Source organism: Klebsiella sp. YJ, assembly GCF_002108615.1.
Classification (GTDB): Bacteria; Pseudomonadota; Gammaproteobacteria; order Enterobacterales; family Enterobacteriaceae; genus Klebsiella; species Klebsiella planticola.
Map to the genome: position 1 here is coordinate 1 of NZ_MTEG01000059.1, position 10584 is coordinate 10584.

The following is a 10584-nucleotide window of genomic DNA, read 5'->3' on the forward strand; positions in this document are numbered from 1 at the left end:
TACCCAGATCGATACCAATAAGCGCAATGTTTTCCATGATGGTTCTCCGAATGAAAGCCTGTCCTCAGCATAGTACTGGGAAGGAGGGAGTGACCATCTCATTAAATGTCATCAATCACTACATCAAAACCTGTGAACATTTCCGAAATGTGATCACATTCTTCAAATTGTTGAGCAGTCGGGTAGAGAGCATCCGGAAACTCAAGTTCAGCCAAACAGGATTTACCAGACCCTGTTTCTCCAATAATAAATACAAGAGCGTTATCTTCTGTTTGCTTGAGATATTTGGTAATAACCCCCATGTTATCCTCAACATTTTTCATTACTAAAGCAGGTAAGTTTTTATCAAGATTCATGTTCAACCTCTTATTAAATTTACTGTTATAGAAAAATTGACAACACGGTATTTATTCATTCTTCCAGTACGTTATACCATCGTCACAGAGATACCCTGTCTGGTCAGGTTCTCCTCCAATAAAAACACCAGCCTGACCTTTTAGTGAAACACCCACTCCCGTCGTGGTAGCACCTTCTCTTTTTTCAATAACTTTGCAATGCTCGGTTGCAAAGTCTCGCCAGTCCTGTTCCTTCTGGTCGCTTGCCAACACCAAAACCACCAGCACGGACATAACTCCACACAGGAGTGCAATGCCAGCCAGTCCGGAAGCAAATGTTGTCAGTAAAGAAAAGTCCTTAAACAAAACAGCGCCAAGAACCAATACCACAAGCAAGGCATAAAAAATTACTGCTCCGTTACTTGTTAATAATGACGTTCCCCAATCCCAAAAGGAATTAACAGTAATTTCACTCTGCGTCATAATTCTCACCTTCAGTTTAATGGAAATCTTCAAACAAAGTCTAAAACTGTGCTGAATTGTTCTGCTTCAGGTAACATCGGCTTCAGCCCACTACGTCTTGCAATGCGAGTAACGAGTATTAATGTATCGGTCGTATCAGGCAAAGTTATTTGTTTGTGAGAAATTCGGATATCGTCTTCATTAACCATGGAAACATCTACATCGCCAACGCCAATGGTGATTGAGAATGTCTTATCCGAACCGTAAAAAAGCACCAGCTCAGTTAATGGTCCACCAGCCCGATAACAAGTCAGGGACATTTTATGAATGCTGCCAATATTTGAAATGCAGCTATCAATGAAGTCATCGGCATGCTCGTGCTGAATAAGACGATCTGTAGAGGTAACTCCATACAGAAACTTTAAGTGGTTACCATTTGATTGATTGATACCTTTCATTAATTAGCCTTAGGAGTTATTTTTGTTAAAAAGCATTGCCACTGAGCCTATACCTAAAAGGACGGTCATACCGTAAAGCAAATACGATGAAATATTGTAGAGATCAAAACCGAGTATGGTGCGTGCTTTTTCATCCGGCAAAACCACGGTAAATATAAGGTTCCACAAAGCAATTAAAATTATCTGGGCACCAAATAATCTAGGCAACGCGCCAAGTTCTTCGAATGCAAACAAACACATAGTCACAACCAACACAACCATAATGCCAATGAATGAACATAATATCGCTGAAATCCCAAAACCAAATGCAGTAAACACAATTGATTCTTTGGCGGTTAATCCCGTGACTCCGTAGACCAATAGCACCATAATAATAAAAAAAAGAAAACCCTTTATAAATGCCATAAAATCACCCAAGATTATTAGAAAATGATCTTTTGTTGGCCAAACAGAAGCTTACAATAACAATGTATTTAAACCAATAAATCATTCAACCTATTTTATGTTGTAAGCAACTGAATTTAGCCTTCTGGAATTTCTAAAAGATTTATCGAGCCTCATAAAAGATAAAATTCCTGCTCAGCCTTTCTCCCGCTTACGCGCAATTAAATCCCTGCGACGCAACCAGCGGTGAAATATATCTTATGAGTAAATTAAAAACAAAGCCGAGTGTAAGGCTCAGGATTAACACCACGATAAAGCGATATGGGTCTTTACCCAGAACAATATCAAAAAATCTTCGCATGATATTTGTAAGATAATTTAAAAAAAGAACCATCTTTTATCCCCTTCTATACCAATTCACAAATCATGAGGCAAGCCGGGGAAAACTCCCCGGTTACGCCTTAAATATTATTGCTCTGAGTTTTTTTTCTGGATTTTTTCCAGATGCTTATCGTAGCTGTCTTTGGCTGCAGTCAGCTGCAAAAACTCTTCATAGGTTAACGTCAGTTGATACTGGGCTTTAGCGAGAACCTCTGCACCGTCTTCCATAAAGGGAATTTCTTTCGCTTCGGTAACGATACGGTTAATAACATCAAGAGAGTTATCTACAATCTCTTTGGAGATTTTTTTCGGCAGCACGTCGAACACCGACGGCTGAGATTTGATATTTTGTTTAGGTTCGCGTTTCGCCGCAGGGGTCCGTTTCGGTTCGGATTTTTCACCGCCTTCCCCTTCTTCTGAACCGCCACCCGCAACGCCTGCATCATTGCCTGCAGAGCTTTCAATGACACCAGCAGCCGCGTCAGAGGCACTATTAGATCCGTTACCTGCATCAGTCGTTGTAATGGTTGTCACATTGCCATCAGATTCACCATTAGTGTCGTTTTCACCTGTACGCTTAGCAAGAAGGACCTGACCAATGGTTTTGTCGGTAGCTTTGCCAAACTTATCAAACGCTTCCTGAATGATAGCGACACAGTTATCCGGGTATTTCTCCATCACGTCGAGTGCTGCGTAGTATGCTACTACACCTTTAACGATCAGACCTTTTAACGCCTCCGGGGCGGTGTGAACTTTGAGCAATTTACGGACATGGGTTACGGAGACTTTACGGTCTGCGGCCAGCTCTTCGATGCTCATAGGCTCTTCTGCGCTGTTGTGCATGCGATACATGGACTCAGCCTGAGCAACGATCGAGACCGGAAGTTGATCGTTTCCTTTAAGATTAAAAAGTTCTGCTTTACTGTCAGAGCCACGGAATTCGTCAACACGAATTTTATCAACCGGGCCCTCACCCCGTTCTGCGCGAATTTTATTAGCCAGTGGAATTGCACGGTGACGGCAGTGTCCCTGACGAATGACAACCTGACCATCACGAACCTGGACAACCATAGGGGCCATTTCCAGAGGGCTATCGGCATATTGCTGAGCCAGACGCGCCAGGTGGTCCTTAACTTCCGGGAGTTCCCAGTAAGCCTCACCCAGGCCAGCGGTACGTGTGTTAAAGCCAGGGATGATGTTCAGATGCGTCGGGTCCATAACAAGACCATTGCCCAGACGACCACCGATACCATTTTTTTCTAAGAAGGTACGCAGAGAAACATTTTCGTTTTTGGCTTTAGCTGGAGTTGCCATAGTTGCAGTAGTCATTGAATTTTCCTCTTCCTGTTGTATGTGGGTAAACGGTCATTGCCGTTGTTAGACCCAGGATACATTCTCAAAACGCTCCATCAAGCCCCTATTTTCACTTTGGCGTGAAAAAAGTTACTTTTTTTTGTTCACGGCAAAAATTTTACACATGATTCTTCTGTGGCAAGGGCTCCAGGAGCCGGATTTCGGTGTTTATGTGAAGAAAATTTTTTCAGTGGTATGCCGGGGATCATAATTTTTGGATAATTTTGAAGGAGATACGAACAGTGAAGGTGATTACAGACGATGCATGTCTCATTGATTTTTAGGACATAAATCGTCAAAAGTTACTTTTTTGAGGGTGATAACGACACTTGAACACGCTTCTCAGGACAGAAAAGTAACTTTTTTCAGTGCTGAGCCCACTCTTTCAAAAGTTACTTTTTGATAAAACCTGCGTTCGGGGAAGGAGGCAAAGCTTGCGGGGGGAAGGAAGAAACTATTTTTATCTGATTGTGCAAATCATAGACGCTCAGCCCGTCATGTTGATCCCCGTACGCAGATAGACAAATGTTCGGGGTTTAAAAAGTTACTTTTCAGGTGCTGTGCTGTTTCACGCTGCCGGATACATAGCAGGTACAGGTATCCTGTCCTGCTATGAGAAGACCAGCGCCCCTGTTTAGTTCGTCTCTGTTTGCAGCTCTTTGCGAGCGTTTGCGATCAACTCGTTCACTTCATCGCGGTCAAATCCTGGCATTGCGGGCAAAACCGTATCGGAAGGAACGGCATCAATCCACTCAAGAGCCGCAAGCAGTGCGCTTAGTAATTGTTCATTAATTTTCATTAGACCGCCTATTTCAACCTTTTTACTATCTTTAAAAAGTTACTTTTGCTGAGTGCAAACTCAATCTTTCGACCACTCGATAAGCGCATTATGCAGTTCCATCGCGCCGGAAGAACGAAGCTCAGCGTCCTCGTACGATATCCCGAGGCGGTCCATGACGCAATCCGTATCCAGAAAGTCAGAGGTGGCGTTCAGAGCTTCTTTAATGACCTGTCCATGGGTAACCGCCACTAACTTGCGCTCGTGATCGGCTATCTGTAATGCTTTGCCTCCATCAATGCTGTTGCCCTGGTCGTCTATCCCACTGGTTGTCTGACAGTCGTTATCGAGGACAGATACTGGCTCATCGGCATTAGCGGTGCCGTGTTTTGCATTTTCCGCTAACGCGATAGCTGCCTGAACGGCGGGTATCATGGCAGCGGAATCTACGTTATCGGAAAATAAAATATCGGTTTCCATTTCAACATTATCTTCGAGCCAGCGAAGAAGAATTTCTAAAGAATCCTGAATGTTCATATTTAGCTCCGGCCAAAAAATTAATAACAGGGGTGAAGACAGACATTCTAAATTATGAAGAATTCATGCCGCAGAACCAGGATACATTTTCAACTCAAAAAAGCAACCCTTTGCAATCAGGAAAAGTTAATTAATTGCAACCTGAAAATTCACCACTTAAATAAATAACGGGGTAATATTATTGGAAAGAAACAGCAAGCCGGTTATTTTCAGGAGTTCTGCTATCATGCTTGTCATTATATTTTAAGCCACTGTTTATGCGGCACTCACAATATGCATTCAAATATTCAGGCGTCAGATTGATTCCTGGAATTGATAAATGCATTTAAGCATTCCTGCATTCCCCAGGATGCCTGCCACTTGCAAAGAAAAAGGTACTTTCTCTCAAGGTTCTCCATCTCTTGAAGATTTTCCGCTGAAAAATACGTCCATATATCATGCCAGCATACATCATAAGTAACCCCTGCGGGTGGTTGGTACGTCATGGCATCTGCACAGATAATGTCCACACGCTTATCATCTATAAAGGCCGGAGCGACAAGGTTGATAACGTCTTGCTCTTTTTCAATAACGGTTACGTGGGTCACTTCCTTTTTTTGCAAAATGACATGGAGAACCATCCCCAGGCCAAGCCCGTTGATAAGCACGCGCCCCGTTGCCCGCTCAATAAATTCCATGCACGTGTTAATTTCCATCGGTGTATTGGACATGACGACTTCGCCATTATTTGAGAGACGACGATACTTACCAGGTGGAATGTATTCATTCTGATTGCCTGTTACGTCGGCCCTGAGAGAGAGCATATGCGCTTTCTCCTGAGAGATGGTGAATGTATCCAATGTCCACGATCCGGATTTACCGTCCGTAACAGGGAGATCGTAAAAAAGAGTTCCCATTTTCAGTCCTGTAGTGTCGGAGCGTTACTTACCGGAAATTACCACAAACCGGCTACTTTTGCAGGAATATCAGTCGCTGAAATGTGTCTTTTGCCGCCGCCACACAATGTAACGTTCAAGACAGCCGCACATGATGGCCGTATCTCGGGCTCCCTGAGCAGCCACGGCAGCTGACGTACGCCGTCCACCATTTCCTGTGAACTCGCGGGAGGATGCGTCCTGTAGCGTTGTCCTATCGCCATTCATCCGGTTCAGGAGCGCGTACAAATCGTCGAGGCTGAGGTGTTTCCAGCGAACGTCTGACAACCTGATTTCCTCCTGATTTGCTTTCTCATACCGTTCGTCACGGGTTAAAAGCTCACTTGGCCGAGCTTTCCTGAATGCTTGTGTTGCTTGTTCGACAGCACTTTCTTTACTGCTGGCAAAGAGATAATTTGCGCCGATGGAATAACGGTATTTCCAGCGACTGCCGACCTTTCTGAGAAGGTCAAATTCAATCAACTCCTTTTCCGTTACCATGATTTAACCTTAATTAATGAATGATTTTGACGATTCAAGAATAAGGTTTTTAATGTCACGTTTTGCTGCCTGACGTGCGCGATGTTTATCGGCACGCAGTACACTACTGTAGGCATTATTTTTACGGTATCCCCTGGAACGACATAATCCACAGGTGCAACCAGTTACAGAATAAGACAAGCCATAAGGTTTCATACCTTTCCCTCTTTTTAAATATCCGCATCGCGATAAGTATATTAAATAAAACAGATAGCGCAAGTACCGTAATTAATATTAATCACACCGGGAGCGGCCGGTATAATTCATAATTTCTGAAGCATTATGTAGACCGGCCAGATAAAACCATCCTGAAAACAGTTTTCTTTTGATTGAAATGTTAGCGGTTAATTGGTCCATATTTTTTACTGGCAGGGAGGGAAACAGTCCAGCATGCTCTTCGCTTTTACGAAGTCTATTCCGCCGGTGTGTGAATATGAAAGCGTGGTTCTCCATCTTCAGGGTCAGGCCAGTTCCGGGATTTGTTCACTTTCAGCTTTTCGATCATCGCCCGGGTAATCTGCTCGTCAGTGATACCGGCTCGGCGTTGGGCATCCCAGAGTAAAAATTGCATATCAGCCCATTCAGCATAGTTACCGGGCGCTTCTGCGGTTTCCAGCGCCTCGAGACTGAGATGCTTCAGCGGGCCAGTCGGGCCAACATCGCCGAATGTATCCTGAGACCACTCGGCGTGGTCACGGCGGATCTGGTCGCGTTCAGGAGATGGAGAGGCATAGAGATAGAGTGCTATATCAGAACCGTCTAATATGGGTTCAGGCCAGATTTCCCCAAAACCATCTTCGCACTGAAGCTCAGTGCGGGATGTGTATACCACCGGCCTATTATTTTTCGCAAACCCGCGATGCTGCAGGAGTTCGCGGATAACGGCGGCAATAACACCAGGCGCAGCCAGACGGCCAAACTCGCATTGATAATTTGGGTCGGGGTGACAAACCGATTCTTCCGCATACCAGAGCATGTTCGCCAGGTAATCATCCTCAACTGGCGTAGAAGTTTCGGCCTGACGTCGTTTTTTTAACTCTCGGGCCATTATTGCTGCCTGATGGGGTGAAACCACTTCGCCAGCGATGATCCGGTCCAGTTCATCGACTGAAAAGGGATAATCATCCGGAAGAGTGTGGGTCTCTATATTGAGTAGGGCTTTGTTACTTTCGTGGCTCATAGTGTGCTCCAGTTATTTTCGATCACTACGCCGAAGGTTAAAGCTAATCGCATCGTTTTGCCTTTAAATATCCAGGTCTGCTAGAAAGCGTTGTTGAATCTCATTTTTTTGAATGATGTCCACCAGCTGGCTGGGGTCAACCGTCTTAGCCAGCAGATTTGAGGCATCATCCAGTGCCCAGGCTTTTAACACCATATCGCCTTCAGACATAAACATTTCCCGTCCATTTTCATGGTTGTACCATTTCTGATTATCATCCAGTGTCACGAGGATATGCGTCGGTTCGTTGCCAGGATCCCCGTTGTCGAAATAGTGGATTGCATAGAGGCCCGGTTTTAGACTTTGCTGGGTGAGCTGGAGGTTATTGTTGCTCTGTGCCAGCAGATTTGAGGCATCATCCAGCGCCCAAGCTTTTAAAAATGTATCGCCTTGGTGTCGCAACATATCGAGGCCTGTTCCCTCTTCACGCCAGAGTTGGTTGGCGTCCTGGGTCGCGAGGGTATAATACAGATCACCATCAACATCCCAGCAATCGAAATACCAGACAGCATAGAGACCCGGTTTCAGGTGATTTAAATTCTGTTTCATAATAAGCCTCCGGTGAGCATGCACACAGACTAAAACCTATAAAAACCCAAGTGGAATTTAATCGAAAAAAAAGAAAACCTAACTAGCAAGTGAAATACAAAGCAGGTGGTTGATACTACCAGAATACTATTTTATTACGCTTGTTCAAGACCCAATTTTTAATGTCAGGGAAAAGAAAGAGATTTATTGGGAGAGATTGCAATTTCTGGATGATAATTAAAAGCTGTGAAAACCTTGGAGGTGATAAAAGTGTTAATTAAAAACCATCATAAGTCAAAAAAACTGGGTAATGCTGCACATTCAGCTCTTACGAATATACAGCCTTTCCCTGAATGTTGATTGTTTATTCAACCTGTTTCAGAAGTTTTTCTATTCCTGATTTTTGTACCTGTCAACATTATCAATTCAAGATAAATAATGCTCAACAGGGTAGTCAGCCTTCACCGGCAAATATTACCAGTCTCCGCCCTCCACTCTTAGGTCCGGTGCCGCATGAGCTAGTAACTCCTGCTGGGGCTGGTCATGTTTATTATGACTTTCCCCAAGCAGCAGGCTTAAACTTCCAGACGCCGCATAATACGAAGCATCCGGGAAGTGCTCGCGGACCTCGTCCAGAAGTCGGGAGAGGTTTTTTGCGGTCCGGTAGAATCGAGAGGCTGCGTTTGGCATAGCTTCGCTTAACAGCTCATGAGCTGTTGTATTTTCACTGGATATTTTTGATAAAACGTCATCCTGGTCCATTTACAGTTCTCCCGTTTGATGGTTGTTAATGATGGCAATAGTGCATCAATCCTGATCACACCAATCCCAGTTGCCAGGCGATGCCCCGAATGGTGTATTCACCGCTCCACCCTGTCACAACATAGAAGCGGTCCCCGTTTTTATTACTGCCCGTTAACTTCATTTTTTTTCCGGTGCTGGCAAGTAACACTTTCATTGATTTTACAGTGACTTTCATCTTCCACCTAAACATTCAAGACTCTCTGTTTTTCCTTACTGCTTACAAATTCATTGTGGAATATCAATCCTTGATATTCATGGTGGCAGCGGCTTGTTTCCCCGTGTCGGTAAGCGTGACCGCATAAAACAAGGCGTGTTCTCTCCCCCCCTTATGTACATAGTCCACCAGCCCGAGACGAAACAGGACAGGAATAGATGGTGCAGAAATATCATCGGTGAATATCCCTGATCCTGGCCTGCATTCCCGCGCCTTTTTTCCGTCACCACGGAGTTGATATTTACTCCCCCCGGATAATCGCCGCAGTGTGTAGATCTGTGCGTTAGTAAGCTTCATCTTAAATCCTTGAGATACTGATACTTTTTAGAACCAAAAAAGAAGCCAGAATTATTATTCTCAATAATTATATATTTCCGACTCTACTCAAAGGTAATAACCTCCATAACACAAACATGCTGTGTAGCATCAGGAGGAAGTAAGACACGGCAGTTGGGGCAAGGAGTCATGCGCTTGGTTATTATACTAGCTAAATCTGTCATGCGCTTGGTTATACTAGTTAAATCTGTCATTTTCTCTCGCGAGCCGTCAGAAAGTTCCATTAAAGCTTTTTCAAGTAAATTGCTCATTTTTATATATCCTCTAAGATTTATGTACAATCTGTTGTTCTCGCCCAATGTTGAGATTATTGAATTATCTTCAACCTACAGGCGATGACCAAAATTAGTAATAAAAGTAACTTTTTCCTGATTGCGACGCTAGTGCTATCATACGCGCACAAAAAACATACCAGCACTACCGTTTGCTTTGTTATTACTCCACTTGATAAGTGAACTATACACTACGCGTCACGAGAATAGAGAGTTGACAGGAGCTAAACTCTATCCCACTGTATATACCATTTCATACAACGAAAAGAGTGATTTGCGGTCATATCTGTCGCCTCATCTTCGAAATAGGGTTATTCCAGGCATCAATATCTTCCTGAATCACCCTGCCGTTACCACCGCATAACATACAACCGGATAGAAGGCCGTAACACTCAGGGCATTTTTCGAATGGCCCAAACTGGCGCTTCCATTTTAGCAGTGCTGCTCGCTTGCCCATTTCTTCAATGGAGGGCATCATTTCACCTCCTGTGGGGCGGCTGCGAGCATGGCTTTGTATGTGCCTTTTGATGAAGGGTTCTTGGTGGCCATGTAGTGCAGCCACCCGGCATCAATCATCTCTTTTGTCGGTTCCTTCGGTAACATCACGTAACCAGGAGGTGCTACGTAGCGAACTTCCACTGTTCTGTCAGCACCTGTTGCCTGGTCAATGCCAATTACCGGAGAGTTGACTGCCTGGAGCATAGCGGCCCGGAAAGCGTTCCAGGAATCAGCGGCCGCATTTCGCTGGTCTTCATCCCACTGGAATACAGCGTGGTCACGACGCCTGGCGCTGGCAAGAATCTCGATACTGTCCGGAGTAGCTTCTTCCGGCACTACCAGCGTTGGCTGAGGGGCGGCGAAAAGTTCGTGCACACCATCAGGGCACATTTGACCGCCCTTTACAGTGCATACCGCCACTGGCTCAGCCTCCACCTTCATGCCATTTGCCAGCAGAATAGTGATAGGGAAGGTGCGAACAAGTTCCTGATATGAGATCATCATATTCATCCGGAGCGCATCCCAGAGGGACATCATGAGCCATCAACTCACCTTCGCCGATAGTGAATTC

The 10584-nt window shown here is 44.6% G+C and carries 17 protein-coding genes; all 17 read right to left on the minus strand.

Annotated features, from left to right (window positions below):
* Positions 1-101: 101 nt before the first annotated feature.
* Positions 102-356: a hypothetical protein gene (locus BV390_RS29325; protein WP_040168648.1), complete on the minus strand. Its 255-nt coding sequence runs from the start codon at positions 354-356 to the stop codon at positions 102-104.
* A gap of 51 nt (positions 357-407) precedes the next feature.
* A complete protein-coding gene (locus BV390_RS29330; RefSeq protein ID WP_040120309.1) occupies positions 408-818 on the minus strand; it encodes a hypothetical protein in 411 nt (136 codons plus the stop codon).
* Positions 819-847: 29 nt separating this feature from the next.
* On the minus strand, positions 848-1255 hold the full coding sequence (locus BV390_RS29335; RefSeq protein ID WP_016947073.1) for a hypothetical protein: 408 nt from the start codon (positions 1253-1255) through the stop codon (positions 848-850).
* A 9-nt stretch (positions 1256-1264) separates the two neighbouring features.
* Positions 1265-1660, minus strand: a complete 396-nt coding sequence (locus BV390_RS29340; protein WP_016947072.1) for a hypothetical protein — start codon at positions 1658-1660, stop codon at positions 1265-1267.
* 447 nt (positions 1661-2107) lie between these two features.
* Positions 2108-3349: a hypothetical protein gene (locus tag BV390_RS29350; RefSeq protein ID WP_004197197.1), complete on the minus strand. Its 1242-nt coding sequence runs from the start codon at positions 3347-3349 to the stop codon at positions 2108-2110.
* A gap of 658 nt (positions 3350-4007) precedes the next feature.
* The gene (locus BV390_RS31250) at positions 4008-4172 is read right to left on the minus strand and encodes a hypothetical protein (RefSeq protein ID WP_004026392.1); all 165 of its coding nucleotides are present in this window, start codon (positions 4170-4172) and stop codon (positions 4008-4010) included.
* A 60-nt stretch (positions 4173-4232) separates the two neighbouring features.
* Positions 4233-4688 carry a DUF957 domain-containing protein gene (locus BV390_RS29355; protein ID WP_004026393.1) on the minus strand — a complete coding sequence of 152 codons (456 nt, stop codon included), beginning with the start codon at positions 4686-4688 and terminating at the stop codon, positions 4233-4235.
* A 287-nt stretch (positions 4689-4975) separates the two neighbouring features.
* A complete protein-coding gene (locus BV390_RS29360; RefSeq protein WP_004026394.1) occupies positions 4976-5584 on the minus strand; it encodes a polyamine aminopropyltransferase in 609 nt (202 codons plus the stop codon).
* A 69-nt stretch (positions 5585-5653) separates the two neighbouring features.
* The gene (locus tag BV390_RS29365) at positions 5654-6103 is read right to left on the minus strand and encodes a hypothetical protein (protein ID WP_004197181.1); all 450 of its coding nucleotides are present in this window, start codon (positions 6101-6103) and stop codon (positions 5654-5656) included.
* 451 nt (positions 6104-6554) lie between these two features.
* The gene (locus tag BV390_RS32035; protein ID WP_004197222.1) at positions 6555-7322 is read right to left on the minus strand and encodes a DUF550 domain-containing protein; all 768 of its coding nucleotides are present in this window, start codon (positions 7320-7322) and stop codon (positions 6555-6557) included.
* 63 nt (positions 7323-7385) lie between these two features.
* Positions 7386-7910: a hypothetical protein gene (locus tag BV390_RS29380; RefSeq protein ID WP_004197199.1), complete on the minus strand. Its 525-nt coding sequence runs from the start codon at positions 7908-7910 to the stop codon at positions 7386-7388.
* A 453-nt stretch (positions 7911-8363) separates the two neighbouring features.
* Positions 8364-8651: a hypothetical protein gene (locus BV390_RS29385; protein ID WP_004883232.1), complete on the minus strand. Its 288-nt coding sequence runs from the start codon at positions 8649-8651 to the stop codon at positions 8364-8366.
* A 55-nt stretch (positions 8652-8706) separates the two neighbouring features.
* The gene (locus BV390_RS31255) at positions 8707-8868 is read right to left on the minus strand and encodes a hypothetical protein (protein ID WP_162138575.1); all 162 of its coding nucleotides are present in this window, start codon (positions 8866-8868) and stop codon (positions 8707-8709) included.
* Between the two features lie 63 nt (positions 8869-8931).
* The gene (locus BV390_RS29390; RefSeq protein ID WP_004197207.1) at positions 8932-9204 is read right to left on the minus strand and encodes a hypothetical protein; all 273 of its coding nucleotides are present in this window, start codon (positions 9202-9204) and stop codon (positions 8932-8934) included.
* A gap of 83 nt (positions 9205-9287) precedes the next feature.
* Positions 9288-9494, minus strand: a complete 207-nt coding sequence (locus tag BV390_RS30970; RefSeq protein WP_004197220.1) for a hypothetical protein — start codon at positions 9492-9494, stop codon at positions 9288-9290.
* Positions 9495-9795: 301 nt separating this feature from the next.
* Positions 9796-9990: a hypothetical protein gene (locus tag BV390_RS29395; RefSeq protein ID WP_032451279.1), complete on the minus strand. Its 195-nt coding sequence runs from the start codon at positions 9988-9990 to the stop codon at positions 9796-9798.
* Positions 9990-10550 carry a hypothetical protein gene (locus tag BV390_RS30975; protein ID WP_139156020.1) on the minus strand — a complete coding sequence of 187 codons (561 nt, stop codon included), beginning with the start codon at positions 10548-10550 and terminating at the stop codon, positions 9990-9992. Before BV390_RS30975 ends, BV390_RS29395 begins: the two co-directional genes overlap by 1 nt.
* Between the last annotated feature and the right edge of the window lie 34 nt (positions 10551-10584).

What these genes read in the sequence shown, in the direction of transcription:
- BV390_RS29325 (WP_040168648.1), bottom strand. Translation starts at nt 356, where the DNA reads ATGAATCTTGATAAAAACTTACCTGCTTTAGTAATGAAAAATGTTGAG.
- BV390_RS29330 (WP_040120309.1), bottom strand. Translation starts at nt 818, where the DNA reads ATGACGCAGAGTGAAATTACTGTTAATTCCTTTTGGGATTGGGGAACG.
- BV390_RS29335 (WP_016947073.1), bottom strand. Translation starts at nt 1,255, where the DNA reads ATGAAAGGTATCAATCAATCAAATGGTAACCACTTAAAGTTTCTGTAT.
- BV390_RS29340 (WP_016947072.1), bottom strand. Translation starts at nt 1,660, where the DNA reads ATGGCATTTATAAAGGGTTTTCTTTTTTTTATTATTATGGTGCTATTG.
- BV390_RS29350 (WP_004197197.1), bottom strand. Translation starts at nt 3,349, where the DNA reads ATGACTACTGCAACTATGGCAACTCCAGCTAAAGCCAAAAACGAAAAT.
- BV390_RS31250 (WP_004026392.1), bottom strand. Translation starts at nt 4,172, where the DNA reads ATGAAAATTAATGAACAATTACTAAGCGCACTGCTTGCGGCTCTTGAG.
- BV390_RS29355 (WP_004026393.1), bottom strand. Translation starts at nt 4,688, where the DNA reads ATGAACATTCAGGATTCTTTAGAAATTCTTCTTCGCTGGCTCGAAGAT.
- BV390_RS29360 (WP_004026394.1), bottom strand. Translation starts at nt 5,584, where the DNA reads ATGGGAACTCTTTTTTACGATCTCCCTGTTACGGACGGTAAATCCGGA.
- BV390_RS29365 (WP_004197181.1), bottom strand. Translation starts at nt 6,103, where the DNA reads ATGGTAACGGAAAAGGAGTTGATTGAATTTGACCTTCTCAGAAAGGTC.
- BV390_RS32035 (WP_004197222.1), bottom strand. Translation starts at nt 7,322, where the DNA reads ATGAGCCACGAAAGTAACAAAGCCCTACTCAATATAGAGACCCACACT.
- BV390_RS29380 (WP_004197199.1), bottom strand. Translation starts at nt 7,910, where the DNA reads ATGAAACAGAATTTAAATCACCTGAAACCGGGTCTCTATGCTGTCTGG.
- BV390_RS29385 (WP_004883232.1), bottom strand. Translation starts at nt 8,651, where the DNA reads ATGGACCAGGATGACGTTTTATCAAAAATATCCAGTGAAAATACAACA.
- BV390_RS31255 (WP_162138575.1), bottom strand. Translation starts at nt 8,868, where the DNA reads ATGAAAGTCACTGTAAAATCAATGAAAGTGTTACTTGCCAGCACCGGA.
- BV390_RS29390 (WP_004197207.1), bottom strand. Translation starts at nt 9,204, where the DNA reads ATGAAGCTTACTAACGCACAGATCTACACACTGCGGCGATTATCCGGG.
- BV390_RS30970 (WP_004197220.1), bottom strand. Translation starts at nt 9,494, where the DNA reads ATGAGCAATTTACTTGAAAAAGCTTTAATGGAACTTTCTGACGGCTCG.
- BV390_RS29395 (WP_032451279.1), bottom strand. Translation starts at nt 9,990, where the DNA reads ATGCCCTCCATTGAAGAAATGGGCAAGCGAGCAGCACTGCTAAAATGG.
- BV390_RS30975 (WP_139156020.1), bottom strand. Translation starts at nt 10,550, where the DNA reads ATGATGTCCCTCTGGGATGCGCTCCGGATGAATATGATGATCTCATAT.